Genomic DNA, 25,553 nt, shown 5'->3' on the forward strand with positions numbered 1-25,553 from the left:
GATGAGGGACAGACGAGCGCAGGGCCGCGTGCGGAACGAGTGCTCGTTGGCACTATCGCGCGCAGGGCTGCGTGCGATGCACGCACCGGCGCGTGGTTTCGTGGCGGTGTTCCATCAACGGTGAGGAACTGCACACATGAAGAAGTCAGTGAGGATCGGCGCGATCGCGCTCGCGGCCTCCGCCAGCCTGGCGCTCAGCGCCTGCGGGTTCGGCGGTGCGAGCGGCGGGGGATCGAGCGACTCCGGATCGAAGACCACGCTCAACCTGCTGGTCCCGAGCTACTCCGACAACACCCAGAAGCTCTGGAACGACGTGATCGCCGGCTTCGAGAAGAAGTACCCGGACATCAAGGTCAGCCTCGAGGTGCAGTCCTGGGACAACCTCGAGTCCGTCGTCACCACCAAGGTGAGCGGCAACAAGGCCCCCGACATCTACAACGGCGGCCCGTTCGCCGGCTTCGCCGGCGACGACCTGCTCTACGACGTCTCGGAGGTGACCTCGAAGGACACCTTCAGCGACTTCCAGGAGTCCTTCATCAAGAACGAGCAGCTCAACGGCAAGACCTACGCCCTGCCGTGGATCGCCTCGGCTCGCGCGCTGTTCGTGAACAACGACCTGCTCAAGCAGGCCGGGGTCTCGGCCGCCCCGAAGACCTGGGACGAGCTGCTCGATGCGGCGACCAAGGTGTCGAAGCTCGGCGGCGGCGTCGCCGGCTACGGCATGCCCCTCGGCTCCGAGGAGGCGCAGGCCGAGGCCGCGGTCTGGATGTGGGGCGGCGGTGGATCCTTCGGCGACGAGAAGAAGCTCACCATCGACGATCCGAAGAACCTGCCGGGCGCCGAGCAGATCAAGAAGATGATCGACGCGGGCGCCACGCAGAAGAACCCCGGTTCGACCAACCGCTCTCCGCTGATGGACATCTTCGTCCAGGGCAAGATCGGCATGCAGGTCGGCCTGCCGCCGACCGTCGGGCAGATCAAGGAGAACAACCCGAAGCTGAACTACTCGATCGTCCCGATCCCGACCAAGGACGGCTCGCCGTTCACGCTGGGCGTCGCCGATCAGCTCATGGCGTTCAAGAACGACGGCAAGAAGAAGGACGCCATCACCAAGTTCTTCGACTACGTCTACAGCGCCGACGTCTACGTGCCGTGGGTCAAGGCCGAGGGCTTCCTCCCCGTCACCAAGTCGGGATCCGAGCAGCTGTCGAGCGAGGAATCGCTCAAGCCGTTCCTCGACGTGCTGCCGAGCGCGAAGTTCTACCCGTCGACCAACCCCAAGTGGTCGTCCGCCGACGCCGCGTTCAAGGCGCTCGCGGGCCAGCTCGAGAAGAAGCCGGCCCAGCAGGTGCTCACCGAGATCCAGAAGCAGGCGGACGCCGGCTGAGCCGGCTCGTCCGAACCGCAACGAGAGGGAACGGTGACCGCGACACCATGAGCACCACGATCGAATCGTCACCGCTTCCGAGCGGAGCCGCCGGGGGAGACCCCGGCGGCTCCGCCCCGTCGCCGAAGCGCTCCGGCCGCCCCTCCGGCGGGCGAGAGCTGCTCCGCGCGCTCCCCTGGGTGGGGCCCGCCCTGGCGCTCATCGTCGCCGTGGTCTTCTTCCCGGCCGGCGTCATGTTCTGGAACTCGACCCGGCACATCTCGCAGTCGGGCGTCGACAAGGGCTCGGCCGGGTTCGACAACTTCGTCACGGTCTTCACCTTCGAGTCCTTCTGGCCGATCTTCTTCCGCACGATCCTCTGGGTCGTGGTGGTCGTGAGCATCACGATCCTGCTCTCGCTCGTGATCGCCCAGGTGCTCAACAAGTCGTTCCCGGGGCGCAAGATCGTGCGCCTCGCGGTCATCATCCCGTGGGCGGCCTCCGTGGTCATGACGACGATGGTCGTCTACTACGGCCTCGAGCCGTACTTCGGCATCATCAACAAGTTCCTCGTCGACGTCGGGCTCATCTCGACGCCGGAGGGCTTCGGCTGGACCCGCAACCCCGGCACCGCGTTCATGTGGTCGATCATCGTCGCGATCTTCGTGTCGCTGCCGTTCACCACGTACACGATCCTGGCCGGTCTGCAGACGGTGCCGAGCGAGACGCTCGAGGCGGCCAAGGTCGACGGCGCCGGGCCCGCCCGCACCTACTTCACCGTGGTGCTGCCGCAGCTGCGCAGCGCGCTCGCGGTGGCGGCGCTCATCAACATCATCAACGTCTTCAATTCGCTGCCGATCCTGAAGGTCATGACGGGATCGATCCCGGGCTACGACGCCGACACGATCATGACGATGGTGTTCAAGTACATCGAGAACCAGCACCGGGTGGACGTCGCGAGCGCGCTCTCGGTCGTGGCCTTCATCATCGTCATCGTGATCGTCGCGGTGTACGTGAAGGTCGTCAAGCCCATGCGGGAGGTCTGAGCCGTGGCCGTCGTCGAACCCAGCACCCGCACCATGACCCTGCCCGTCGGGCGCCGCGCCAAGAGGGTGCGCACCGAACGGGTCACCCCGGGCCGCATGGCCCTGCGCATGCTCGCGGGCCTCATCGTGCTCGTGATCTTCGTACTGCCCTACACGATCATGTTCTTCGGGGCGGTCAAGACCAAGTCCGAGATCCGCTCGGTCGACCCGACCTACTTCCCGAAGGAGTTCCACTGGGACAACTTCGTGTCGATGTGGTCGACGCCCGAGACGCCGCTGCTGCAGAACCTGATCTCCACGATCGTGATCTCGGTGTTCGCGACCCTGCTCGTGCTGCTCGTCGCGCTCCCGGCGGCGTACTACACGGCGCGGTTCCGGTTCCCCGGCCGCATGGTCTTCCTGTTCCTGGTCATCGTGACCCAGATGCTCCAGCCCGCGGTGCTCACCTCGGGTCTGTTCCGCCAGTTCTCGGCGCTCGGGCTGCTCGACACCTGGGCCGCGATGATCTTCGTGAACGCGGCGTTCAACCTCTCGTTCGCGGTCTGGATCATGCACTCCTTCTTCGCCGGCGTGCCCAAGGAGGTCGACGAGGCGGCGCAGATCGACGGGGCCGGCCGCTTCGCCGTGCTCTTCAAGATCAACCTGCCGCTCGTCTGGCCGGGAATCGTGACCGCGATCGTGTTCACCTTCGTCGCCTGCTGGAACGAGTTCGCGGCGTCGCTCGTGATCCTGCAGACCGCGGGCAATCAGCCGCTCTCGGTCGCGCTGACCAAGTTCGTGGGGCAGTACGAGACGAGCTGGCAGTACGTGTTCGCGGTGTCGCTCGTCGCGATCCTGCCCGTGGTGATCCTGTTCATGCTGATCGAGAAGCGCCTGGTCGGCGGGCTCACCGCCGGCAGCGTGAAGTAGTCGCTTCGGGCGCCTGCAAGGGCCGGGCCGCGCTTCCCGCGCGGCCCGGCCCTTGAGCGTTCGCGGGGTTCGGGGGTATCGTTGCGCATGTTATTGGTCGCTCGACCAAGAAGCGTCGCGACGTCGGCGCGACGCCGAACCCCGAGGAGCCTTCCGTGCGCGACGCCGAAACGATCCTGCGAGCGGGGAGCCTGATCGACTTCGGTACTGCGGGGAGCCGACCCGAATCGCTCGGCACGCACCTCGCGATCGCGGGCGACCGCATCGTCGCGGTCGGCGGCGCGGAGCTGGAGCGGGCGTACCCCGCCGCCGGGGTCATCGACTTCGGCGGCGACGCGGCGATCCTGCCCGGCCTCATCGACTGCCATACCCACCCCGTCTGGGGGTCCGAGAGTCAGGGCGGCAGCCTCGGCCTCGGCGGCGTGACCTCGCTCGCGCAGCTGCGCGAGCGGCTCGAAGCGGCGCGCGCCGCGGCGGATCCCGATGCGTGGATCACCGGCTACGACCTCGACGTGAACGCGTTCGAGGGGGCCGAGCCGAACGGGCGGGTGTTCGAGGAGTGGCTGCCCGGGCGGCGCGTGTCGCTCATGACCCGGGACGCGCACGCACTCGTCGTGAGCCCCGCGGTCGTCGCCGGGATCGGGCTGACGGGCGACGAGGTCTTCGCCGACGCCTCCTCCATCGTGGCCGACGCGGGCGGGCCGACCGGGTGGGTGCTCGAGCTGCAGGCGATGGACCTGGTGCTCGCCCACCTGCCGCAGGCGCCGCTGGCGGTGCAGGCGGACTACCTGGCGGACGCGCTGCGGGGTTTCGCCGAGACCGGGCTCACCGAGGTGCACGCGCTCGATTTCCACGAGCCGTCGCGCGAGCTCTACGAGGAGCTCGAACGGCGCGGCGAGCTGCCGGTGCGGGTGCGGGTCTATCCGCTCGTGCCCGCCGACTCGACGCCCGAGGTCTGGGCCGGGATCGCTGCGCTGCAGGGGGTCGGCGGACGGCGCTGGCGGGTCGACGGGGCGAAGTTCATGCTCGACGGGACGGCCGACAACGGCACCGCCTGGTTCGCCGAGCCGGATCGCCTGGGTGAGAACCACGAGGCGCTGTGGCGCAGCACCGACGCCTACCGCGAGGCCGTGCGATTCTTCACCGAGCGCGGCGTGCCGACCGCGACGCACGCCATCGGCGATGCCGCGGTCGACTTCGTGCTCGATGTCGTCGCCGAGGTCGGGCACGCGCCCTCCGCGCCGCACCGCATCGAGCACATCGAGTCGATCCCCGACGCGACGGTCGCCCGCTTCGCCGAGCTCGGCGTGGTCGCGAGCATCCAGCCGACCCACGCCACCCGCCTCACCGAGGCCGACGGGAGCGACAACTGGTCGCGTCGGATCGGGCCGGATCGGGTCGCGCACGGCTGGCGGATCCGCGACCTGATCGCGCAGGGTGCGCCCGTCGTGCTCGGCTCGGACTGGCCGATCGGAGTCGGAGACCCGCGGGTCTCGCTCGCGGATGCCCAGCTGCGGCGGCCGGTCGGCGAACCGGATCGCGGGGAGCACCAGCCCGAGCAGAAGATCGATGCCGCTGCGGCCTACCGCAGCATGACGAGCGTGCCCGCGGGGCTGTTCGGCGGCGCTGGCGATGTCGCGGGCGCTGGCGCTGGCGCGGGGGATGCGCCGCGCGGGCGGTTCGATCCGGGCTCGGTCGCCGACCTCACCGTGCTCGCGGCGGATCCGATGGGCCTGTCGCCCGAGGCGCAGGCCGTGAACCCGGTGCTCGCGACCTTCGTCGACGGCGGGCGCGTGGTCGGGGCGTAGGCGGTTCGGCTCCGGTGTTCCGAAGGAGATCCGGCGTTAGAAGGACGAATCGCCGGTTTTCCTCCTTCCTGCGCCGGATCTCCTTCCCGGCCTATTCGGCCGACACGGGGAGGGCGGCTCCGGTGCCGTCGTGGGTGAACTCGCGACCCAGGTAGGTGAATTCGACCCGGTCGACGGACTTGCTTCCGCGAGTGAGCTGGGTGATGGTCTCAGTGTTCAGGACCTCACGCGGAAACTCCCAAACTGCGCCTTCCTTGCTGCTGGACTCGAAGAAGTGCTGGGTACGCGCGGCGATGGACGCGCAGGTGAAACGCCCGTCCGAGGAGCGCGTGTTTCCGGTGCTGAAGACGCGGAGGTGCAGGGCGTCCGAGGGGAGAGTGTTCGAGACGAGGACGCCCCATGCTCTGGACCCGGAGGCGGTGGTGAGTTTGACCCATTGGGCTCGCACGCCCAGTCGAACCTCGTCATCGGCGGAACGCTGCTGCGCGAGTCGATCCTGTCTGCGCCAGACGAAGACGACCGCGGCGCCCGCCGCCGCGATCGCCATGATCCAGTTCGGGATGGTCTCGCTCCAGACGTACAGGAGAGATTCGGGTTGCATGCGCGTTCCTTTCGAAAATAGTCCCCCTGTACCGATAGTAAAACAATAGGCGCATGGGTGCGCAGAGGGTGGCAATCGGTTCCTTCCGAAGGAGATCCGGCGTCAGAAGGACGAATCGCCGGATTCTCTCCTTCTGGCGCCGGATCTCCTGTGCAGCGAGACGCGCACCACCCGGACGATCGGTCGGATGTCCCAGACCCGAGGTCGGGCGCCGCCGCCCGCGCTCGGCCAGCATGGAACCATGACCACCACCGCCCCCGTCCCCATCGTTCCCATGCAGGCAGACGCGAAGCCGGGCCGTCTCAACTACGGTGCCCTGATCGCGATGATGCTGATGAGCTTCTTCCTGGTCACCGCGGAGTTCCTGCCGAGCGGCATGCTCACCCGGATCGCCGATGGACTCGGCGTCACCTCGGGCCAGGCCGGCCAGATGGTCGCCGTCACGGCCTTCGCGGGTCTGCTCGCCGCGCCCACGGTCGGCCTGCTGTTCCCGCGTCTCGATCGGCGCTCTCTGCTGGTCTGGCTCTCGATCACCGCGGCGGTGTCGAACGCGCTCGTCGCGGTCGCGCCGAACCTGCTGCTCGTGATCCTCGCCCGGTTCCTGCTCGGCGCCGCGATCTCGGGGTTCTGGTCGATGTCGATCTCGGTCGCGGCGAAGATCGCGGGCCCTGAGCGGCTTGGGCGCGCGGTCATGTTCAACTCGGCCGGCGTCTCGCTCGCGACCGTCGCGGGTGTGCCGCTCGGCGTGATGCTCAGCGAGGCCATCGACTGGCGCGGGGTGTTCGCCGTCGCGGCCGTGGCGAGCGCGCTGCTCGCCGTCGTGCTGCGCTGGCTGCTCCCGGCGGTGCCCGCGGAGCGCTCCGCGAAGCTCTCGACGCTGATCGCGGCGCTGCGCCGTCCCGGGATCGGCTTCGGCGTGATCGCCAACATCTTCGTCGTGACCGGCCACTTTCTCGCCTACACCTACGTGCGCGTCGCGCTGGAGCGGGTGCAGGAGGGCGGGACTCCGGTCGAGGCGGACACCATCGTCGTGCTGCTCGCCCTCTTCGGCGTCGGCGGCCTGATCGGCAACATCGTGTTCGGTTTCGTGGTCGATCGCGCGTACCGGGTGCTCGCGGTGCTCACGCCGGTCGTGATCGCGGGACTCCTGCTGCTCGTCATCGCCGCATCGGGATCCCTGTGGGCCACGGGTGCCGCGGTGTTCGTCTGGGGCTTCTTCTTCGCCTCGTGGTTGCTCATCGCGAACACCTGGGCGGGCCACCGCATGCCCGACATGCTCGAGGCGGGCGGCAGCCTCGTCGTGGTCGGGTTCCAGAGCGGGATCATGATCGCCGCGGGGATCGGCGGGGCGCTGGTCGATGCGATGGGCATCGCCCCCGTCTACGCGGTCGGGGCGGCCCTGCTGCTGCTCGGCGCCGTGCAGTTCGGTCTCTCGGACCGGATCTCGGAGGCGCACCACCGCCTGCAGCGCCGCTGAGCGGATGCCGCGCGGGCGTCGCGGTCAGACCCTCGACGCCCGCAGCAGCGCGTCGGAGCGCCAGGCCGAGGGGGTGAGGCCGGTGCGGCGCCGGAACGCGCGGCTGAAGCCCTCATCGGATCCGTATCCGATCGCGCGGGACACCTCGGAAACGCCCCGGCCCTGCGCGAGCAGATCCTGGGCGGACCGGATCCGCACCTCGGCCACGTAGCTCGCGGGCGAGATCCCGAGCGCCCCGCGGAAGCGCTCGGCGAACACCGAGCGCGACATGGCTCCAGTGCGGGCGAGATCCTCGAGCGACCACTCGCGGCCGGGTTCCGCGTGCACGGCCTCGACGACGCGGTCGAGGAACGGGTCGCCCGTGCGCGACGGCCAGCCGGCCGGTGCGCAGCCCCGGATCGCCCACGCCCGGATCACCGAGACGAGCACCGTGTTCGCCATCATCCGGCACACCACGGAACTGCCGGGCTGATCGGCGCAGAGATCGTCGCCGCTGCCGAGCTTCGGCCCCAGCTGCGCCGCGAGGGCGGCGACCGCGGGATCGCTGCCGGGCAGGTCCCGAACGTACAGGGACGCGGGCAGCAGCCCGAGGATCCCGTCGTCCGTCGCGGGGAGTTCGAGGGACGAGACGAGCACGAACGCGTCCTCCGCCGCGTGCAGCAGCACGGCGCGGGGATCGGTGAACAGCAGGGCGTCGCCGGCGTCGAGCGTCCCGGGGATCCCGCGTTCGGAGACGGCGGCTCGCCCGCTCGGCTCGGCACGGAGCGAGCCGCAGATCACGTAGACGAGCGCGACCGCGCCGCCGGGGATCGCGACGGGCTCGCCGGCGCGCAGGTCGACCCGGTGCTGCCGGAGCAGCCGGGCGTCGACGCCCGAGAGCACCCGGTCGATCGCGGTCTCCGCGGGTTCGAGAGTCTGGGCCATGACAGAGCCAACCACAGCGGGGGCTCCGCTATTCCGCTCCCGGCGTGTCGGGCGGCTCAGCTCCGCGTCGTCGATTCGCGGATGTCGAGGGTGGCCGAGGGGACGGTCAGCGGCAGCTCGAGGTCCCGGCCCTCCGCGAGCCGCACCGCGATCTCGACCGCGCGCCGCGCGGTCTCCTCGGGATGCAGGTCGAGCGTGGTCACGGTGGGGCTCGAGGTGCGGTTCTGCATGGCGCCGGATCCGCCCGCCACCAGCAGGTCCTCGGGCACCCGGATCCCGCGCCGGATCGCCGCGGCCGTGACGCCGGCGGCGTGCCGGCCGGTGAGGCAGAAGATCGCGTCGGGGCGGTTCCCGGGGTCGCCGTCGAGGAAGTGCGACACGATCGTCTCGCCGGCGTGCTCGCCCTCGGCCTCGGGCATCGCGAAGACGAGCGGTTCCTGGCCGCGCTCGGCGGCCCAGGCCTCGAGCGTGCGGATCGAGCCGAGGTTCCAGTCGTTGCGGTCGGTGCCCGTGACCAGGGCGATGCGGCGCGCGCCGACCTCGGCGAGGTGGGAGATCATGAGGCTGGCCTGCTGCTCCGCACCCTCGTCGATCTCGAGGAACTCGCCGCGCCGGGCGGGGTCCGCGCCGACGGTGACGAACGGGATCCGCTGCTCGGTGAGCATGGTGAGCACCGGGTCGTCCTCGAACGGCTCGGTCACGATGTAGGCGTCGGCGGCGAGGGCGCTGAGCGGCACTCCCGGACGGGTGGGGTCGTCGACGAGCATCATGCTGTACCCGTGCTCCATGGCGGTCAGCGACGCGGAGCCGGCGATGCGGAGGAAGTAGTCGACGCCCTCGGGCAGGAACGTGTCGAGGCTGTGGAAGGGGCGGATCACGAGGGCGAGGAGACCGAGCCGGGAGTTCTGCAGCCCGCGCGCGATCGCGCTGGGGCGGTAGCCGATCTCGGCGGCGATCCGCTCGATGTTCTGGACGGTCTCGCGGCGTACGACGCCCTTGCCGTTGAGCGCGTGCGAGACCGTGGTCGGCGAGACGCCCGCCGCCTTCGCCACGTCCTTGATCGTCGGTCTCCCACTGGGTTTCACTCGGTCAGGATAGCCCGTTCCGGCCCCCGGCATCGTATGCGCGTTCGACTTCGCCCCCGGATTGACCCGTTATCGAAAAGTGATACCCAAAACGTTTTGCCCAAATCGTTTTGGGTGTTACTCTCGCTCCCGGGTCTCGTCCGGCGCACGCAGGACGTCAGGGGATTCAATGACGAAACTTCGAATGGAGAACTCATCGTGAAATTCGCGAAGACGAGGGTCGCAGTCGCCCTCCTAGCAGTCACGGGTCTGGCGCTCGCCGGGTGCGCATCGGGCGCGCGCGGCGGCAGCAGCGGCGAGGGGAAGGTCGACGACTCCAAGCTGGAGCAGACCACGCCCGCGGCGAAGAGCGACATCGACAAGGTGACGTGGAACTCGACCTACGGCGAGCTCGCCACGCTCGACCCGGTCAAGGCGTTCAACTACCCCGAGAACACGATCATCGCCAACCTGTGCGAGTCGCTGTTCCAGATGCAGCCAGACTTCTCGATCAAGCCGAACCTCGCGAAGAGCTCGAAGGTCTCGGACGGCGGCAAGACCTACACCTTCGAACTGCGCGACGACGTCAAGTTCTGGGACGGCTCGCCCATGACCACCGAGGACGTGCTCTTCAGCCTGAAGCGCCACCTCGACCCGAACGAAGGCAGCTACCTGGCGTCCAGCTTCGACAAGGTCACGAGCATCGAGAAGACCGGCGATCACGAGATCACGCTCAAGCTCAAGGAGCCGAACACGATCCTCGACGAGGACCTCTCGACCAATCTCGGCGCGGTCGTGCAGGAGAAGCAGCGCAAGGCTGCGGGCGCCAACTACGGCAACCCCGACACCGGCATCATGTGCACCGGCCCCATGTCCTACACCCCCGGTGACTGGAAGCAGGGCCAGTCGATCACGCTGAAGCGCTTCGACGGCTACTGGAACGCCGACAAGAAGGCGAAGGCCAAGGAAGTCGAGATCGGCTTCGTGGTCGATCCGACCGCCATCGCGACCGGCCTCAAGAGCGGCGACATCCAGGGCTCCTACGACGTGCCGCTGCCGGCGCTCGGCGAGCTCTCGGGCAGCACGACCGGCTCGCTGATTTACGGCCAGGGCATGCAGATCATGGCCATCATCTCGACCGGCAACGGCACCTTCGGCGATCCCGCAGTGCGCCGCGCCCTCACCCGCGCGACCGATCGCCAGGCCATCGCCGACACCGTCTACGAGGGCACCGCGACCCCGTCGCGCTCGATCGTGCCCCAGGGCCCCTGGAACCGCTACCCGGGCGTCGCGAAGCTGCGCGACGAGAAGCTGCCCGACCTGAGCTACGACATCGAGGCCGCGAAGAAGGAGCTGAAGGACGCGAAGGTCGACCTGACCAAGCCCATCAAGATCGCGTACCCGTCCGAGCGCAGCTTCTACGCCGACATCCTGAACGAGATGGCGAACGGCGCGAAGAAGCTCGGCCTCACCCTGCAGCCCACGGGCGTGCCCAGTGCGCAGTTCGGTGCCTTCTTCTCGGATCCGAAGGCCCGCGCGGGCTACGACGGCTTCGTCACGACGAACTACCTCAGCTCGCCGTCGCCGCTCAACCACCTCGAGAACGTCGCCTACACCGGCAGCCAGCAGAACTACTCGGGCTTCTCCGACCCCGCGGTCGACCAGGCGATCGACAAGGCGAAGGCCGAGACCGATCCCGAGAAGCGCGCCGAGCTGACCGTCGACGCCGAGGCGCTCGTCATGCAGCAGCAGCCCTGGGTCCCGATCGACGACCTGGCCGTGCGCATGTACCTGAACAAGAAGGTGACCGGCGCGCCCGCGTCGTTCGTCTACCTGTACTACCCCTGGGCCGCCGACCTCGGCTCCGCCGAGTAAGCGACCCCGCGGAAGGGATCGTCCATGACCTACGTCCTGAAACGGCTCGGCGCCCTCGTCGCCGTGCTTATCGTGTCCAGCTTCATCGTGTTCTCGGGCATGTACCTCGCCCCGGGAAGCCCCGAGCAGTTCCTCGTGCAGGGGCGCACGGTGACCCCGGAGGTGCTCGCGGCGATCCGCGCGCAGTACGGCCTGGACGATCCCTTCCTGCTCCGCTACTGGCACTGGCTGGTCGGAGTGATCCAGGGCGACTTCGGCCGCTCCCTGCTCACCCAGCAGGATGTGGCCTCCCTCGTCGCCTCCCGCCTCCCGACCACGCTCTTCCTCGCGGCGTTCGCGGCGATCCTGATCGGCGTCTTCGGCGTCGGGCTCGGCGTCCTCGCCGCGACCCGCTCGGGCGTCTTCGAGAAGCTCGTCGTGTTCGGCTCGAACCTGGGCTTCGCGGTCCCGACCTTCTTCGCGGCGCTGATCCTCATGTTCGTGTTCGGCTCGAACCTCGGCTGGTTCCCCGTCTCAGGTTCCGGAACGGGCTTCGGCGACCGGCTCTGGCACCTCACGCTCCCCGCGATCGCGCTCGCGTTCCCCGGCATCGCCGTCGTGGCCCGCATCACGCGCACCGCGGTGCGGGAGGAACAGGGATCCGAGCACGTGGTCATGGCGATCGCGCGAGGCGTGCCCAAGCAGCTCGTGCTGTGGCGGCACACGATCCGCAACTCGATGCTCCCCGTGAGCACGGTGCTCGGCACCCAGATCGCCGGCCTGCTCGCCAGCGCGTTCGTGATCGAGTACGCCTTCACCCTCGACGGGCTCGGCGCGCTGCTCGTGAACTCGGTGCAGAAGAAGGACTTCGCGGTGGTGCAGGCGATCGCCCTCATCATGGTGCTCGCCTTCGGCATCATCAACCTCATCGTCGACCTGCTCTACGCGGTGATCGACCCACGCGTTCGGCTGAGCAAGGGAGTGTCGGCACGATGAACGAGCGGAAGTTCAAGGGCGGGCCGGGCACGAACACCCGGTCCCAGGACACGGTCGCGGTGCAGCTGATCCGCAAGCACCGCGCGGACGCCCCGATCTCGGGCTGGCGCCGCTTCGTGCGCCGTCTCGGACCGGTGGGCGTGGTCAGCCTCGCGATCATCGTGCTGGTGGTGCTGATGGCGGTGTTCGCGCCGATCATCGCCCCGCAGGATCCCTTCGCGGGCAGCGTCACCGGCCGGCACGAGGCGTGGAGCCTCGCGCACCTCATGGGCACCGACCAGTCGGGGCGCGACATCTTCTCGCGCATCATCTGGGGCGCGCGCACGAGCCTCCTCGGGCCGACGCTCGTGGTGCTCATCGCGGCGACGCTCGCCACCACGCTCGCCCTCACCGCGGTCTGGTTCGGCGGCAAGGTCGACGCGCTCATCAGCCGCGTGCTCGACATCCTCTTCGCGTTCCCCAACATGCTCCTCGCGATCCTCGCGGTCGCGATCTTCGGACCGTCGCTGCTCACCGCGTCCATCGCGCTGGCCATCGGCTTCACCCCGTACTCCGCCCGAGTGATCCGCTCCGTCGCGCTCCGCGAGCGCGGCCTGCCCTACGTCTCGTCGGCGCAGCTGCAGGGCATCTCCGGGTTCCTCATCACGGTGCGGCACATCCTGCCGAACGTGCGCACCCAGATCCTCACCGGCATGACCATCAACTTCGGCTACGCCATGATCGAGCTCGCCGCGCTCTCGTTCCTCGGGCTCGGCGTGCAGCCGCCCACCCCCGACTGGGGCCTCATGGTCTCGAACGGGCAGGCCTCGCTGCAGCAGGGCTTCTGGGAGCAGAGCGTCTTCGCCGGTCTCGCGATCGTGATCACCGTCGCCGCCTTCGGCTACGTCGGCGAGCAGCTCGGCGGCGGCCGAGCAGCAGGAAGGACCCGCTGATGCTGAACATCGAAGACCTCGTCCTCACCGTCGTCGACCCCGAGACCGGGCAGGAGACCGAGATCCTGCACGGCAGCACGCTCGCGCTGCGGCAGGGGGAGGCGCTCGGCCTCGTCGGAGAATCCGGCTCGGGCAAGTCCATGACCCTCAAGTGCATCCTCGGCATCGAGCCCTCCGGGGCGCGGGTCGAGGGGCGGGTCGAACTCGACGGCACCGACCTGCTGGCCGCGTCCGGCGACGTGCTGCGGAGGATCCGCGCCAACGACCTGGCGCTCATCGCGCAGAACCCGCACGGCGCGCTCAACCCGGTGCTGCCCGTCGAACGCTTCCTCATCGAGGGCATGAGCGACGCCCGGAACCTGCCGAAGGCCGAAGCGCGCGAGCGCGCCGCCGAGCTGCTGCGCCAGGTCGGGATCACCGACACGGATCGCGTGCTGGCCTCGTACCCGCACCAGCTCTCGGGCGGCATGCTGCAGCGCGTCGTGATCGCGGGAGCGATCTCGGGCGAGCCGAAGCTGCTGCTCGCCGACGAGCCCACCACCGCGCTCGACGTGACCACTCAGGCCGAGGTCGTCGCGATCCTCGACGAGATGCGGCGCGAGCACGGCCTCTCGATGATCTTCGTGACGCACGACCTCGACCTCGCGGCCGCGGTCTGCGATCGCCTCGCCGTGATGAAGGACGGCGAGATCCTCGAGGTCGGCACCCCGGAGGAGATCCGGGACCACCCGAAGACCGACTACACCCGGGCCCTCATGGCGGCGCGGCCGATGCTGTACCCCGAGGGGCACGAGGCGAACCGCGGTGCTGACCGCGGTGGGGATCACGGCACGAACGAGGAGGCGGACGCATGAGCGAGCCGATCATCCAGGTCGAGCACCTGAAGCGCACCTTCAAGCTCGGACGCGGCGCGAGCGTCGCCGCGCTCGACGACGTCACGTGCGAGCTGCGGCCGGGCACCTGCCTCGCCGTCGTCGGCGAGTCAGGATCGGGCAAGTCGACCCTCGCCCGCGTGGTCGTCGGCCTCGAGCGCGCCGACTCCGGCTCGGTGCGCATCGCCGGCACCGAGGTCAAGCCGACCACCGCCCGGAGCGCGCTCCGCGAGCGGGCCAAGCTCGTGCAGATGGTGTTCCAGGACCCTCAGGGATCCCTGAACCGCTCGCTGCCCGTTTCGGCGACCATCGACGAGATGCTGCGCGCGCACCGCCCCGATCTCGATCGCGCCGGGCGCCGCGCCCGCGTGCTCGAGCTGTTCGACGAGGTCGGCCTCACCGAGCGCCACGCCGACGCCAAGCCCGGTGCCCTCTCGGGCGGGCAGAAACAGCGCGTCGCGATCGCCCGTGCGCTCGCGGCCGAGCCGAAGATCATCGTGCTCGACGAGGCCGTCTCGGCCCTCGACGTGTCGGTGCAGGCCCAGGTGCTCGACCTGCTCAAGCGGCTGCGCGCCGAGCACGGTCTGTCGTACCTCTTCATCACGCACGACCTCTCGGTGGTGCGCGACATCGCCGACGACGTCGTCGTGATGCGCACGGGACGGATCATCGAGCGCGGCACGGTGAGCGACGTGCTCGACCGACCGCAGGAGCCCTATACCCGACTGCTCATCGCCTCGGCCCCCAGGCCGGGCTGGAAGCCGCAGCGCGGACTGCGCGACACCCTGCTGGGCGGCGCCGCGGTCTGACCCCGGGCCCCCGGGCCCCGCGGGCCGGTCGGCGCTCCGCCGACCGGCCCGCACCATTCCACCGAACCGAGAGGATCACCATGACCACCACCGAGCGTCTTCACCTGCGAGTCTCGGGAGAGACCCGTGCTGAGCTCGGGCGCAGCCGCGGATCGCAGCTGCGGGATTCGCTTCCGGCCGCCTACGCGAAGTACGCCGAGCTGTTCCGGATCCTCGGAGTCGACGAGGAGACGGAACGGCAGGGCGCCGAGCGCGTCATCGCGGCGCTCGCCGCCTGGCGGCCCGCGGTCGTCGAGGAGCTCGCCGGGATCGCGGAGGGCTCGGGACTGACCCTCGCCCAGGTGGTCGCGCTCAACGCGCGCACCGAGATCCTCGCCCTCGGCAAGGCGGCCTCGAGCGAGTGCTCGACCGTGACCGCCGTGATCGACGGCCGGCACCGCGCCGTGCAGACCTGGGACTGGCACATCGAGCTGGCCCCGTTCTGGCACACGCACGAGGTCGACGGACCGGGCTACCGCTACGCGGGCCTCACCGAGCAGGGCATCGTCAGCAAGATCGGCGTGAACGAGGCGGGGCTCGCCCTGCACTTCAACATCCTCGGCCACCGCGAGGACGGTCCGTCGGGCGTGCCCATGCACGTGCTGTCGTCGATCGTGCTGACCGAGTGCGCCTCGGTGGACGAGGCCATCGCGCTGATCCGCAGCGCACCCATCGCGTCGTCGTCGGCGTTCACCATGCTCGACGCCGATCGTGCCGTCTCGGTCGAGATGAGCCCCGCGGGCGTCTTCGTGATCGAGGAGGTCGCGGGATCGGTCCAGCGCACCAACCACTTCCAGGACGCGGAGCCGCTCGGCGGGCAGAAGTCCGAGATCTACGAGCCCGACTCCTCGGAGCGGCTGGCGCTCGTGCGCGATCGCATCGCCGACGGCGGCCCCGCCGACACGTCGGCTCTGGTCGAACTGCTCGTCTCGGGCGAGGGGCAGCCGCCGCTCACCTGCCACGCCGACATGGCCAAGAGCTACGGGGAGCGTTGGGCGACCCTCGCGACGATCGTCACCGATCCCGAGCGGCGTTCGATCCGGATCCTCGACGGCATGCCGACCGATGCGGCGACGGGGGAGTGGCGCGAGATCAGCGTCGCGGGCTGAGCGCGCGGCGCGTGCCCGAGGTCGCCCGCGCACCGCGCGGGCGACCTCGTCCGAGCCGGGCGCTCGCGCGGTTCCGCCGATACAGCAGAAGGCCCTGATCCGGATCTCTCCGGGTCAGGGCCTTCCTCGTGGTTGCGGGGGCAGGATTTGAACCTACGACCTCCGGGTTATGAGCCCGGCGAGCTACCGAACTGCTCCACCCCGCGGCACCCTTCAACGCTATCGGCGAACCGGGCGCGATCGCGAATCGACGTGCGCCCCGGCGTGGCTCGCCGCCACGACCTGCTCGGGAGCACCGAGGTGCCCCGTGTTGGGGTTATCCGTTCGCATAACCCCAACACGGGGCACCTCGGCGTTTGGCAGCGAACGGGGCCCGGGCCAGGGATGCTGGGCTCAGGGCTGGCCGCTGCTGCGGTCGCGGCGCACGGCCCGGACGATCTGGGCCAGGCCGAGCACGCAGAGCCCGCCCGCAGCGACGAGCAGGGCGAGCGCGCCCATGGCCCGCCAGGCGAGTGAGCCGAGCAGCGCGCCGAGGGTGATCGCGGCCCAGAGCAGGAGCGGTCGGACCCACCCGCCACGGTGACCGCCGACGATGCGGTCCGCGAGGCCGATGCCGAAGCTCACGAGCGTTCCGGTCGCGTAGGTGATCGCGACCTGCGCGCGGCCGGCGACGATGAAGAGCGTGTTCATCGCGCCCATGACCGCGGCGAGGGCTGCGAGCGAGAAACCGGGGTGCGGCCACAGCGCGACGATCCCCGTGGCCGCGAACAGAGCCGCGCCCAGGCCGAGGATCCTCCCGCCGATCCGCACGCGCTCCGTGAGGAGCCCGAGCACCCGGCCGGCCAGCACGCCGAGCACGAAGCCGGCCACCAGGCTCAGCGCGACCGTTGCGGTCTGCACCTCGCCCCGGCTGACCTCGACCCCCGCCTGCGTCGAGTTGCCGCTCATGAACGAGACGAAGAGGCCGCCCGAGAGGATGAAGCCGATCGCGTCGACGAACCCGGCGGCTCCGGCGAGCAGCAGGGATCCGCCGAAGGAGGCGCGCGAGACCGTCTGCATGCTTCAGTTGTATCCGGCTTCGCCCGGTCGGAGCGAATCCGTGCGGGCGGGATCCCCGGTTGCTAGTCGGCGAGCAGCTCCCGCACCCGCGGGATCACGTCGCGGCCGTAGCGCTCGATCGAGGCCATCAGCTGCTCGTGCGGCATGGTTCCGCTCGCGTACTTGAGGTCGAAGCGGTCGGCGTCCAGGGTGCGCACCGTGCGTGCGATGCGCTGCGCGACGGTCTCGGCCGATCCGACGTAGAGCGAACCCGAGTCGGCCTCCGCCTCGAACTCCTCGCGCCGGGCCTCGGGCCAGCCGCGCTCGCGGCCGATGCGGTTGCGGTTGTCGGCCCAGTGCTCCCACAGCTCGTCGCGCGCTTCGGCATCGCTCGCGCCGATGTGGCCGGGCGAGTGCACGCCGAGCGGCATCGGTTCGCGCCCGAGCTCGTCCTGCGTCTGCCGGTAGAGGTTCGCGAACGGCAGGAAGCGCGCGGGATCTCCACCGATGATCGCGAGCATCATGGGGATCCCGACCTGCACCGAGCGCAGCACCGAGTGCGGGCTGCCGCCGACGCCGATCCAGGCGCGCACGCCGTCCGGCTGCTCCGTCTTGGGGAACACCTCCTGGTCGACGAGCGCGGTGCGGTGGCGGCCCGACCAGGTGACGGGCCCCTCGCCGCGCAGGCGCGCGAAGAGCTCGAGCTTCTCGCTGAAGAGGGTCTCGTAGTCGGCCAGGTCGTAGCCGAACAGCGGGAACGACTCGGTGAAGGAGCCGCGGCCGAGGATCACCTCGGAGCGCCCGCTGCTGAGCGCGTCGAGCGTCGCGAAGCGCTCGTAGACCCGCACCGGGTCGTCGCTCGAGAGCACGGTGACGCCCGTGCCGAGCTGGATCCGCTCGGTGCGGCCCGCGATCGTCGCGAGCACCATCTCGGGCGAGCTGATCGCGAAGTCGTCGCGGTGGTGCTCGCCGAGCGTGATGGCGTCGACGCCGAGGCGGTCGGCGAGCACGGCCTGCTCGACGACGTCGCGGATCACCTTCGCGTGCGAGGTGCGCTCGCCGTCGGCCGAGCGGGTGACGTCGCCGAAGGTGTCGAGGCCGAGGATCACGGATTGCGTGCGTGCATCGTTCATGCCCGGGAGAACGCCGAGCGGGCGCGGGCTATTCCGCGGGCGGGCCTGCGGAGGTCAGCGCTTGCGCGACGCGGCGATGTAGCCGACGGCGACGGCGACCACGCCGAAGCCGAGGGCCCAGCCCCAGTGCACACCCATGACGAGCAGCGCGGCCGCGGCGCCGGCGAAGAGCAGGAGCTCGACGAGCGCCTCGCCGAAGCGGTCGGTGCGCAGCACGGGGCGGGGCGACAGGAACAGCGCCCAGAGGAGCACCGCGAGTGCCAGGAACCCGATGCCGGTGAGGATGCCGGGGAAGGGCAGCGGCCAGCCGATGAAGCCCCACGCGGTCACGATCGCGATGGCGATGAGGTGCAGCACGCCGCGCAGCGTCGTCAGGATCGCCTTCGCGGGATCCGCGGGCGAGGAAGCGGGGGTGCTGGGGGGAGTATCGAGGCCGGTCACCCCTCTAGTTTACGTTGTGGTTCAGCGGGGAATCGCCCGAGTGGTCCATGAGTGTCCGCCGAGGTAGCGTGTGACCATGAACCAAGGCGGGGTGGCGAACGCGCGCGTGCTCGACGAGCACGGCCGGTTCGGCGCGCCCGTCGACATCGCCTGGCGCGACGGCCGGTTCGTCGGCACCGACGGCGCTCCGGGAGCGCCCTCGGCCGATGCCGGTGGCGACACCGGCACCGCGACGATCGACGGCTCGGGACGCTGGCTGATCCCCGGCCTGGTCGACGCGCACACCCACGCCGCCTGGCAGGCGTTCGACGCCGCCGACCGGGACGCGATCCCCGAGGCGGAGGCCGTCGAGCTGACGCGCCGGGCCCTGCACGCGATGCTGCTGCGCGGCACGACGAGCGTGCGCGACGCCGGCGGGCTCCGCTCCGACTCGCTCCGGGCGATCGAGGTCGACGCGCGTCCGCGCGTGCAGACCGCGGAGGTGCTGATCGACCGCGAGGCCGCCGATGCGGCGGGCGGTGTCGAGCGCGCGGCCGAGGCCGCGCTCGTCGCGGGTGCCCGGTGGATCAAGCTCGTCGGGACGGCCGGCGTCGCGTCGCCGCAGGGCTCGCGGCTCGACCCGGTGTTCTCGCTCGATGAGACGACCGCCGCGGTCCGGCTCGCCGCGCAGACTGGTGCGGGCGTCATGGTGCACGCCTGGGGCGGGGCGGCCGTCGACCACGCGATCGAGGCGGGCGCCGCGAGCATCGAGCACGGCATGTTCCTCACCGCCGCGCAGGCGGCCCGCGCCGCCGAGCGGGGGCTCGTGCTCGTGCCGACACTCCGCATCTACCGCCAGGTCCGCGGCATGATCGACGCCGGCGAACTCCCCGGGGCCTTCGGCCCGCGCGTCGACGAGGCCGTCGCCGCGCACCCGGGCGCCGTGCGCACCGCCCGCGACGCGGGACTCCGCATCGCGCTCGGCAGCGATTCCGGCACCCCGGAGCAGCACCGCACGGCGCTGCGTGAGTTCGCCGCGCTCGTCGAAGCGGGACTCACCCCCGAGGACGCGCTCGTCGCCGCGACCCGCACGGGCGCGGAACTGCTCGCCGCGGTCGCCGGACCCGGTTCCCCGGCACCGAGCGGCCGGATCGCCCCGGGCGAGATCGCCGACGCCGTCCTGCTGAACGTCGACCCGTCGGACCCCGCGAACCGCGACGCGATCGGCGACCCGTCGGCGGTCGACGCCGTGATCCTGGGCGGGCGCACGATCCTGCCCCGGGCCGCCGACCTGGACCCGTGATCGCGGCCCGCCCACCCGCGCCCCCGCCTTTTCCACCCGCACCGCACACTCGAGAATGAGGACCACCGTGATCCCCAAGCGATCCCGCACCGGCCGCGCGCAGCGCTTCGCCGCCGCGACCGCCGCCACCCTTGCCGCAGCGCTGCTGCTCGCCGGCTGCGCCCCCGCGAGCGGTGGCAGCGGATCGGGCGACGCCACTGCGAAGACCGTGTCGGGCGGCCAGTTGAAGCTCGGCCGCGCCGCCGCCGTCGACTCGCTCGACCTGAACCAGCAGATCACCGCGAACAACGCCTTCGCGATCGACCAGGTGTTCGAACCGCTCGTGTCGTTCGACGAGACGGGCAAGATCGTGCCCTGGCTCGCCGAGAAGTACGAGATCGACCAGGCCGGCCTCGTGTACACCTTCACCCTGCGCTCCGGCGTGAAGTTCTCCGACGGCACCGCGATGACCCCGGCCGACGTCGTGTTCTCGCTGCAACGCCACCTGAAGGTCGGCGGACCGCTGCCGCTCGAAGCGCCCATCGCCTCGATCGAACCGGGCTCGGGCGATGCCGCGAAGAACACCGTCGTCATCACGCTGAAGCAGGCGTACACCCCGTTCCTCTCGGAGCTCTCCGGCTTCGCCAACGGCATCTTCCCGAAGGATTTCGGGGGGAAGACCGAGGCCGAGTTCTTCAAGAAACCGGTCGGCACCGGCCCCTTCGCGGTCGAGTCCTGGGATCCGAACGGCGACCTCGTCTTCGCCAAGAACACCCACTACTGGCAGTCGGGCAAGCCCCACCTCGACAAGCTCGTCTACACCGTCGTGCCCGATGACACCCAGCTGCAGCAGCAGCTGACCGCCGGCCAGATCGACGCGATCGAGGACGTGCCGGCCTCCGCCGCCAAGCAGCTCGGGTCCGGATCCGCTACGAAGCTCGTGAAGACCGGCTCCTGGGAGATCGAGCAGCTGTTCTTCAACACGCAGGATCCCCGCTTCGCCGACGAGCACGTGCGCCGCGCCATCGCCCACGCGCTCGACCGCGACGGCATCACGAAGGCGACCACGTTCGGCACCGCCGAGGTCGCGAACAGCCTGATCCCGCCCACCATCGAGTACTCGGCCGACACCGAGAAGGGCATCGCGCTCGGGTTCGATACCGAGGCGGCGAAGGCGGAGCTCGCGAAGTCGAAGTACCCGAAGGGCTTCGAGACCACACTGATGATCGCGAGCGGCAACTCGCAGCGCGCCCAGATCGCGCAGATCGTGCAGGAGGCGCTCGCGAAGATCGGGATCACGGTCAAGATCGAGCAGATCGACCTCGCCGCGTTCCGCGAGCGGTTCAAGGCGTACAAGTTCGACTTCATGATCAACAGCGGCCAGTCCGACGCACCCGATCCGAACGGGCTCGTCACCTTCCAGGCCGATCCCGACGGCTTCAGCAAGTCGTACTGGACCCACTACACCGATGCGAAGGTCACCGAGCTGATGCACGAGGGGCGCACCACCCCCGACGGCGACGCCCGCAAGAAGATCTACGTCGAGATCCAGCAGATCCTCGCGCAGCAGGTGCCCTACATCCCGCTGTTCTACCCGAGCAATCTCAAGGCGACGACCGCGAAGGTGCAGGGCCTGGTCGTGCGCCCGAACGGCAGCATCCGGTTCCAGGACGCCTGGATCTCGAAGTAGGTACCGGTGGCCTTCGTCATCCCGCGCGGCGGAGGAGTTGCAGGATCCTGCGACTCGCAAGCTCGCGCAGGATGACGGTGCCCGCTCGGCGGCCCGCGGCCGAACGCGGAGATGATGGAATAGGACGCATGAGCAGCGTGCGCAGGATCGGCCTCGCGACCCTGCGCACGCTGGGCACGGTGCTCCCGGTGATGCTCGGGGTCGTCGTCGGCGTGTTCTTCCTGCTGCGGCTCGTGCCCGGCGATCCCGCCCAGATGATCCTGGGCGAGCGGGCCACGCCACAGGCGGTCGCCGCGCTGCACGAGCAGCTCGGCCTCGACCTCCCGCTCTGGCAGCAGTTCGGCGATTTCCTCGGACGACTCCTCACGCAGGGCGACACGGGCCCCTCGCTCGTCTCGGGCTCGTCGACGCGCGACCTGATCCTCGAGCGCGCGCCCACCAGCCTCGGCATCGTCGCCCTCGCCCTGCTCTTCGCCGTGCTCATCACGGTGCCGCTCGCGCTCGCCGCGGCGCGGCGGCCGAACGGGACGATCGATCACGCGGTGCGCGTGATCCCGGCCATCGGGCTCGGCATGCCGATGTTCTGGATCGGCCTGTTACTCATCATCGTGTTCGCCGTGCACCTGGGCTGGTTCCCCGTGGGCGGCGTCGGCACCGGCGCGGGCGAGCCGCTCCGCAGCCTGATCCTGCCGGCGCTCGCGGTGTCGCTGAGCCTCGTGCCGCCCCTCATCCGCTCGCTGCGCGCGCAGCTACTCGAGGTGGTCACGGCCGACTTCGTGACGACGCTGCGCGCCGCGCGCATCCCCGAGCTCCGCATCTGGACCCGGCACATCCTGCGCGGCGGGGCGCTGCCGACGCTCGCCCTGCTCAGCGTGAACGCGGCGACCCTCATCGGCGGCACGCTCGTGATCGAGAAGGTGTTCGCGATCAACGGGATCGGCATGCTGCTGTTCACCTCGATCGGCAGCCGCGACTTCCCGGTGGTGCAGGGCATCGCGCTCACCTGCGCCGTGCTCGTGGTGCTCGTCGGCATCGCGGCCGACGCGCTGCTGGGGATCCTCGATCCGCGCCTGCGACGGGGGAGCGCCCGATGACCGCGACCGCACCGGCGCCGCGCACCGCCGCGCGCAGCACCTTCTGGAGCCGAGCCCGCCGATCCCGCACCCTCGCGATCGGGACCGGACTCGCGCTGCTCCTCGTGCTCGTCGCGATCCTGGCTCCCGTGATCGCGCCGTACTCACCGACCGCGCAGGATCTCACCGCGGGCCTGCTGCCGCCGTCGCCAGCGCACTGGCTCGGCACGGACGAGCTCGGCCGCGACGTGCTCTCGCGGATCCTGCACGCGGCGCAGACCGATCTGCGGATCGCGGTGACCGCGGCACTCGCCCCCTTCGTCATCGGCGTCGCCGTCGGGCTGCTCTCGGGATACTTCGGCGGCGCGGTCGACTGGACCCTCTCGCGCCTCGTCGACACCGTCATCGCGTTCCCGTTCTACATCATCGTGATCGCCCTGGTCTTCGCGCTCGGCGCGGGCGAGTTCGGGATCGTCGTCGCCTTCGCGCTGGTCGGCTGGACCGGCTACGCGCGCGTGATCCGCGCGCTCGCCGCTTCGATGCGCGACGCGGGCTGGGTGCGCGCCGCGCGCGGGGGCGGGCTGTCGCACGCCCGCGTGATCCTGCGCCACCTGCTGCCGAACGCGCTGCCGCAGGCGATCGTGCTGCTCATGACCGAGATCGTGCTGATCATGGTCGCGATCGTCACGCTCGGCTACCTGGGGCTCGGGGTGCGTCCGCCGACGCCCGACTGGGGGGCCATGCTCGCCGAGGCGCAGCCGTTCATCACGACCAACTGGTGGCTCGGGGTGGGCCCGGGGCTCGCCGTGGTGCTCACGGGCGTCGCGCTCTCCCTCATCGCCGACGGGCTCGGCGACGCCTGGCGGGTGAAGCGATGAGCGCCGCGACGCGTGCCGGATCGCAGCCGGCGGGATCCCTGCCGACCGGAGCGGTCGCGATCAGCGGGCTCGTCGTCGAGACCGACGAGCGGGACCCGCGCGCGCTCGTCGACGGGGTGGATCTCGCGGTGGCACCGGGCGAGGCCCTCGGCATCGTCGGCGCCTCCGGCTCCGGCAAGAGCCTGACCCTGCGCGCGGTGCTCGGACTGCTGCCCGGGGGCACGCGCGTCTCGGCGGGCTCGGCGGAGGTCGGCGGCCGCGCGGGGATGGTGTTCCAGGACCCCCAGACGGCGCTCGATCCGCTGACCCGGGTCGGCACCCACCTGGTCGAGGCGCTGCGGGCGCGCGACGCCGAGCAGCGGATCCGCGCGGGGCGCGGCGCACTGCGCGCGCGGGCGCTCGCGCTGCTGGACCGCGTGCACCTGCCGGATCCCGAGCGCGCGTTCCGCGCGTACCCGCACGAGCTGTCGGGCGGCCAGCGCCAGCGCGTCGTCATCGCGCTGGCGCTCGCGGGCGACCCCGACGCGCTGCTGTGCGACGAGCCGACCACGGCGCTCGACGTGACCGTGCAGCGGCGGGTGCTCGCCGAGCTCGACGAGCTGCGCCGCGAGCGCGGCCTCACCCTGCTGTTCGTGAGCCACGACCTCGCCGTCGTGGCGGCGCTCTGCGAGCGGATCGCGGTCATGGATCGCGGTCGCGTGGTCGAGACGGGCACGATCGAGCAGCTCCAGCGGGATCCGCGCCATCCGGCCACGCGGGCGCTGCTCGCGGCCGCCCCGCGGCTGCCCCGCCTCGAACCGGACGGGGACGCCCCGTGAGCGCGGCGGCCGGAGCGGGGCTCCGCGTGGTCGACGCGCGTATCTCCTACGGTCGCGGGCTCGCGGTCGACGGGGTCGGCTTCGACGTCCCGCCAGGCACGGCGCTCGGCCTCGTCGGCGAATCGGGATCGGGCAAGACGACCCTGGCCCGCGCGATCGCGGGGCAGCTGCCGCTCGACGGCGGAGAGATCCTGCTCGACGGCGCGCAGCTGCCCGCGCGGCGCACCCGCGAGCAGCTGCGCGCGATCCAGCTGATCCCGCAGGATCCCGGCTCGTCGCTCGATCCGCGCATGACGGTCTCGGCGACGCTCGGCGAGCTGCTGCGCGCGCACCGGATCGTGCCGCGCGCGGGCGTCCGAGCGCGTGCCGCGGAACTGCTCGCGCAGGTCCGGCTCGACTCCGCGCTGCTCGACGCGTTCCCGCACGAGCTGTCGGGCGGGCAACGGCAGCGGGTCGCCATCGCCCGGGCGCTCGCGCTCGATCCGCGCGTGCTCGTCGCCGACGAGCCGACGAGCGCCCTCGACGTGGCGGTGCAGGTCGAAGTGCTCGCGCTGCTCGACCGCCTGCGCCGCGAGCTCGGGCTCGCCCTGCTGTTCATCTCGCACGACCTCGCCGCGGTGCACCGGCTCTGCGACCGGGTCGCGGTGCTGCGCGACGGCCGGCTCGTCGAACTCGGGGGAGCCGACTTCTTCCGCGCGCCGCGCGAGCCCTACTCCCGCGAGCTCCTCGCCGCGGTACCGCGGCTTCCCGAGCATCGGTAGACTCCCGTACTACCGGCCGGTTCGCGACCGAAGGAGGCAGCATGGACGGCATCATCCAGTGGTTCGATCGGCTGCTCGACGGTTCCATCATGGCTGGCGGCATCTTCCTGCTCATCGGCATCCTCGGCGCGATCCTGCTCGTCATCTCGCTCGTGCTCGACGGCATCTTCGACGCGTTCGACTTCGGCGACGGCCCCCTGAGCCTCACCACCATCGCGGCGTTCACCTCGATCTTCGGCTTCGCCTCCTTCGCGTGCGTCGGCGCGGGGCTCTCGACGCCGGTGGCGGCGGTCATCGGCGCGCTCGCCGGCCTGCTCGGCGGCGCCCTCGCCTGGTGGCTGACCCGGCTGATCCGCGGCGCAGAATCCTCGACCGCGGTGAGCGGCGAGGAGCTCGTGGGCTCCGAGGCCGGCGTCGTGCTGCAGATCCCCGTGGGCGGTCTCGGCGAGGTCGCCCTCGTGCGGCACGGCGAGCGGGTCTCGCTCGCAGCGACCGCCGACGCGAGCGAACCGCTGCCCCGCGGCACGCGGGTGCGCATCGTGCAGACCCTCACCGCGACCTCGGTGCGGGTCGAGCCGATCCCCGCCGCGGACCACACGGTCCCGCCCACCACGTAATCCCCCCACCGACCGCCCCCGAATACAACCGGAGACG

24 protein-coding genes and 1 tRNA gene are annotated in these 25,553 nt (G+C 70.7%); 18 read left to right on the top strand and 7 right to left on the bottom strand.

The window, feature by feature from the left end:
- The first annotated feature begins 136 nt into the window (after window positions 1–136).
- The 4 genes from ABD169_RS03685 (at window position 137) to ABD169_RS03700 (ending at window position 5,129) form a co-directional block, all read left to right on the top strand.
- Entirely contained in the window at window positions 137–1,387 is a 1,251-nt protein-coding gene (locus tag ABD169_RS03685) for an extracellular solute-binding protein (RefSeq protein ID WP_046454318.1), read from the top strand.
- Between the two features lie 47 nt (window positions 1,388–1,434).
- A complete protein-coding gene (locus ABD169_RS03690) occupies window positions 1,435–2,412 on the top strand; it encodes a carbohydrate ABC transporter permease (protein WP_344029468.1) in 978 nt (325 codons plus the stop codon).
- Between the two features lie 3 nt (window positions 2,413–2,415).
- The gene (locus ABD169_RS03695; RefSeq protein WP_344029472.1) at window positions 2,416–3,321 is read left to right on the top strand and encodes a carbohydrate ABC transporter permease; all 906 of its coding nucleotides are present in this window, start codon (window positions 2,416–2,418) and stop codon (window positions 3,319–3,321) included.
- Between the two features lie 155 nt (window positions 3,322–3,476).
- On the top strand, window positions 3,477–5,129 hold the full coding sequence (locus ABD169_RS03700) for an amidohydrolase (protein WP_344029475.1): 1,653 nt from the start codon (window positions 3,477–3,479) through the stop codon (window positions 5,127–5,129).
- A 91-nt stretch (window positions 5,130–5,220) separates the two neighbouring features.
- On the opposite strand, the gene ABD169_RS03705 is transcribed toward ABD169_RS03700, so the two are convergent.
- Window positions 5,221–5,730 (bottom strand): hypothetical protein, encoded by a 510-nt coding sequence (locus ABD169_RS03705; protein ID WP_344029477.1) that lies wholly within the window; start codon window positions 5,728–5,730, stop codon window positions 5,221–5,223.
- Window positions 5,731–5,971: 241 nt separating this feature from the next.
- Here ABD169_RS03705 and ABD169_RS03710 point away from each other — a divergent pair, with 241 nt between their 5' ends.
- Window positions 5,972–7,207, top strand: coding sequence for an MFS transporter (locus ABD169_RS03710; protein WP_344029480.1), 1,236 nt, complete (start codon window positions 5,972–5,974; stop codon window positions 7,205–7,207).
- 24 nt (window positions 7,208–7,231) lie between these two features.
- On the opposite strand, the gene ABD169_RS03715 is transcribed toward ABD169_RS03710, so the two are convergent.
- Both ABD169_RS03715 and ABD169_RS03720 read right to left on the bottom strand, forming a co-directional pair.
- Window positions 7,232–8,131, bottom strand: coding sequence for a helix-turn-helix domain-containing protein (locus ABD169_RS03715; protein WP_344029483.1), 900 nt, complete (start codon window positions 8,129–8,131; stop codon window positions 7,232–7,234).
- Between the two features lie 56 nt (window positions 8,132–8,187).
- Window positions 8,188–9,216: a LacI family DNA-binding transcriptional regulator gene (locus tag ABD169_RS03720; protein ID WP_344029486.1), complete on the bottom strand. Its 1,029-nt coding sequence runs from the start codon at window positions 9,214–9,216 to the stop codon at window positions 8,188–8,190.
- 198 nt (window positions 9,217–9,414) lie between these two features.
- Here ABD169_RS03720 and ABD169_RS03725 point away from each other — a divergent pair, with 198 nt between their 5' ends.
- The 6 genes from ABD169_RS03725 to ABD169_RS03750 all read left to right on the top strand — a co-directional run bounded on the left by ABD169_RS03725 (window position 9,415) and on the right by ABD169_RS03750 (window position 15,806).
- Window positions 9,415–11,070, top strand: coding sequence for an ABC transporter substrate-binding protein (locus tag ABD169_RS03725; RefSeq protein ID WP_344029490.1), 1,656 nt, complete (start codon window positions 9,415–9,417; stop codon window positions 11,068–11,070).
- Window positions 11,071–11,094: 24 nt separating this feature from the next.
- Window positions 11,095–12,045 (top strand): ABC transporter permease, encoded by a 951-nt coding sequence (locus ABD169_RS03730; protein ID WP_344029492.1) that lies wholly within the window; start codon window positions 11,095–11,097, stop codon window positions 12,043–12,045.
- The gene (locus ABD169_RS03735; RefSeq protein ID WP_344029495.1) at window positions 12,042–12,977 is read left to right on the top strand and encodes an ABC transporter permease; all 936 of its coding nucleotides are present in this window, start codon (window positions 12,042–12,044) and stop codon (window positions 12,975–12,977) included. Before ABD169_RS03730 ends, ABD169_RS03735 begins: the two co-directional genes overlap by 4 nt.
- Entirely contained in the window at window positions 12,977–13,831 is an 855-nt protein-coding gene (locus ABD169_RS03740) for an ABC transporter ATP-binding protein (RefSeq protein WP_344029498.1), read from the top strand. The genes ABD169_RS03735 and ABD169_RS03740 overlap by 1 nt, the downstream gene beginning before the upstream one ends.
- Window positions 13,828–14,658, top strand: coding sequence for an ABC transporter ATP-binding protein (locus ABD169_RS03745; protein WP_344029500.1), 831 nt, complete (start codon window positions 13,828–13,830; stop codon window positions 14,656–14,658). Before ABD169_RS03740 ends, ABD169_RS03745 begins: the two co-directional genes overlap by 4 nt.
- Before the next feature lie 80 nt (window positions 14,659–14,738).
- Window positions 14,739–15,806 (top strand): C45 family autoproteolytic acyltransferase/hydrolase, encoded by a 1,068-nt coding sequence (locus ABD169_RS03750; RefSeq protein WP_344029502.1) that lies wholly within the window; start codon window positions 14,739–14,741, stop codon window positions 15,804–15,806.
- Between the two features lie 129 nt (window positions 15,807–15,935).
- On the opposite strand, the gene ABD169_RS03755 is transcribed toward ABD169_RS03750, so the two are convergent.
- The 4 genes from ABD169_RS03755 to ABD169_RS03770 all read right to left on the bottom strand — a co-directional run bounded on the left by ABD169_RS03755 (window position 15,936) and on the right by ABD169_RS03770 (window position 18,418).
- Window positions 15,936–16,012 (bottom strand) — tRNA-Met (locus ABD169_RS03755).
- Window positions 16,013–16,199: 187 nt separating this feature from the next.
- Window positions 16,200–16,865 carry a YoaK family protein gene (locus ABD169_RS03760; protein ID WP_344029504.1) on the bottom strand — a complete coding sequence of 222 codons (666 nt, stop codon included), beginning with the start codon at window positions 16,863–16,865 and terminating at the stop codon, window positions 16,200–16,202.
- 62 nt (window positions 16,866–16,927) lie between these two features.
- Window positions 16,928–17,977: an Atu2307/SP_0267 family LLM class monooxygenase gene (locus tag ABD169_RS03765; RefSeq protein ID WP_344029506.1), complete on the bottom strand. Its 1,050-nt coding sequence runs from the start codon at window positions 17,975–17,977 to the stop codon at window positions 16,928–16,930.
- Between the two features lie 54 nt (window positions 17,978–18,031).
- Window positions 18,032–18,418 (bottom strand): DUF2568 domain-containing protein, encoded by a 387-nt coding sequence (locus ABD169_RS03770; RefSeq protein WP_344029508.1) that lies wholly within the window; start codon window positions 18,416–18,418, stop codon window positions 18,032–18,034.
- Between the two features lie 76 nt (window positions 18,419–18,494).
- Here ABD169_RS03770 and ABD169_RS03775 point away from each other — a divergent pair, with 76 nt between their 5' ends.
- The 7 genes from ABD169_RS03775 to ABD169_RS03805 all read left to right on the top strand — a co-directional run bounded on the left by ABD169_RS03775 (window position 18,495) and on the right by ABD169_RS03805 (window position 25,516).
- A complete protein-coding gene (locus tag ABD169_RS03775; RefSeq protein ID WP_344029510.1) occupies window positions 18,495–19,700 on the top strand; it encodes an amidohydrolase family protein in 1,206 nt (401 codons plus the stop codon).
- Between the two features lie 55 nt (window positions 19,701–19,755).
- Window positions 19,756–21,369 carry an ABC transporter substrate-binding protein gene (locus ABD169_RS03780; protein WP_344029512.1) on the top strand — a complete coding sequence of 538 codons (1,614 nt, stop codon included), beginning with the start codon at window positions 19,756–19,758 and terminating at the stop codon, window positions 21,367–21,369.
- 128 nt (window positions 21,370–21,497) lie between these two features.
- Complete coding sequence (locus ABD169_RS03785) at window positions 21,498–22,463, top strand: ABC transporter permease (RefSeq protein ID WP_344029515.1); 966 nt, start codon at window positions 21,498–21,500, stop codon at window positions 22,461–22,463.
- The gene (locus ABD169_RS03790) at window positions 22,460–23,320 is read left to right on the top strand and encodes an ABC transporter permease (RefSeq protein ID WP_344029517.1); all 861 of its coding nucleotides are present in this window, start codon (window positions 22,460–22,462) and stop codon (window positions 23,318–23,320) included. Before ABD169_RS03785 ends, ABD169_RS03790 begins: the two co-directional genes overlap by 4 nt.
- Window positions 23,317–24,138, top strand: a complete 822-nt coding sequence (locus tag ABD169_RS03795) for an ABC transporter ATP-binding protein (protein ID WP_344029520.1) — start codon at window positions 23,317–23,319, stop codon at window positions 24,136–24,138. The genes ABD169_RS03790 and ABD169_RS03795 overlap by 4 nt, the downstream gene beginning before the upstream one ends.
- On the top strand, window positions 24,135–24,899 hold the full coding sequence (locus ABD169_RS03800; protein WP_344029523.1) for an ABC transporter ATP-binding protein: 765 nt from the start codon (window positions 24,135–24,137) through the stop codon (window positions 24,897–24,899). The genes ABD169_RS03795 and ABD169_RS03800 overlap by 4 nt, the downstream gene beginning before the upstream one ends.
- Window positions 24,900–24,940: 41 nt before the next feature.
- Window positions 24,941–25,516: a hypothetical protein gene (locus ABD169_RS03805; RefSeq protein WP_344029526.1), complete on the top strand. Its 576-nt coding sequence runs from the start codon at window positions 24,941–24,943 to the stop codon at window positions 25,514–25,516.
- Window positions 25,517–25,553: the final 37 nt, after the last annotated feature.

Source organism: Leucobacter iarius (genome assembly GCF_039530105.1).
GTDB lineage: Bacteria > Actinomycetota > Actinomycetes > Actinomycetales > Microbacteriaceae > Leucobacter > Leucobacter iarius.

Excerpts from the sequence above, each read along its gene's own strand:
- ABD169_RS03685 (WP_046454318.1), top strand. The coding sequence starts at position 137 with ATGAAGAAGTCAGTGAGGATCGGCGCGATCGCGCTCGCGGCCTCCGCC.
- ABD169_RS03690 (WP_344029468.1), top strand. The coding sequence starts at position 1,435 with ATGAGCACCACGATCGAATCGTCACCGCTTCCGAGCGGAGCCGCCGGG.
- ABD169_RS03705 (WP_344029477.1), bottom strand. The coding sequence starts at position 5,730 with ATGCAACCCGAATCTCTCCTGTACGTCTGGAGCGAGACCATCCCGAAC.
- ABD169_RS03710 (WP_344029480.1), top strand. The coding sequence starts at position 5,972 with ATGACCACCACCGCCCCCGTCCCCATCGTTCCCATGCAGGCAGACGCG.
- ABD169_RS03715 (WP_344029483.1), bottom strand. The coding sequence starts at position 8,131 with ATGGCCCAGACTCTCGAACCCGCGGAGACCGCGATCGACCGGGTGCTC.
- ABD169_RS03730 (WP_344029492.1), top strand. The coding sequence starts at position 11,095 with ATGACCTACGTCCTGAAACGGCTCGGCGCCCTCGTCGCCGTGCTTATC.
- ABD169_RS03735 (WP_344029495.1), top strand. The coding sequence starts at position 12,042 with ATGAACGAGCGGAAGTTCAAGGGCGGGCCGGGCACGAACACCCGGTCC.
- ABD169_RS03740 (WP_344029498.1), top strand. The coding sequence starts at position 12,977 with ATGCTGAACATCGAAGACCTCGTCCTCACCGTCGTCGACCCCGAGACC.
- ABD169_RS03745 (WP_344029500.1), top strand. The coding sequence starts at position 13,828 with ATGAGCGAGCCGATCATCCAGGTCGAGCACCTGAAGCGCACCTTCAAG.
- ABD169_RS03750 (WP_344029502.1), top strand. The coding sequence starts at position 14,739 with ATGACCACCACCGAGCGTCTTCACCTGCGAGTCTCGGGAGAGACCCGT.
- ABD169_RS03760 (WP_344029504.1), bottom strand. The coding sequence starts at position 16,865 with ATGCAGACGGTCTCGCGCGCCTCCTTCGGCGGATCCCTGCTGCTCGCC.
- ABD169_RS03765 (WP_344029506.1), bottom strand. The coding sequence starts at position 17,977 with ATGAACGATGCACGCACGCAATCCGTGATCCTCGGCCTCGACACCTTC.
- ABD169_RS03775 (WP_344029510.1), top strand. The coding sequence starts at position 18,495 with ATGAACCAAGGCGGGGTGGCGAACGCGCGCGTGCTCGACGAGCACGGC.
- ABD169_RS03780 (WP_344029512.1), top strand. The coding sequence starts at position 19,756 with ATGAGGACCACCGTGATCCCCAAGCGATCCCGCACCGGCCGCGCGCAG.
- ABD169_RS03785 (WP_344029515.1), top strand. The coding sequence starts at position 21,498 with ATGAGCAGCGTGCGCAGGATCGGCCTCGCGACCCTGCGCACGCTGGGC.
- ABD169_RS03790 (WP_344029517.1), top strand. The coding sequence starts at position 22,460 with ATGACCGCGACCGCACCGGCGCCGCGCACCGCCGCGCGCAGCACCTTC.
- ABD169_RS03795 (WP_344029520.1), top strand. The coding sequence starts at position 23,317 with ATGAGCGCCGCGACGCGTGCCGGATCGCAGCCGGCGGGATCCCTGCCG.
- ABD169_RS03805 (WP_344029526.1), top strand. The coding sequence starts at position 24,941 with ATGGACGGCATCATCCAGTGGTTCGATCGGCTGCTCGACGGTTCCATC.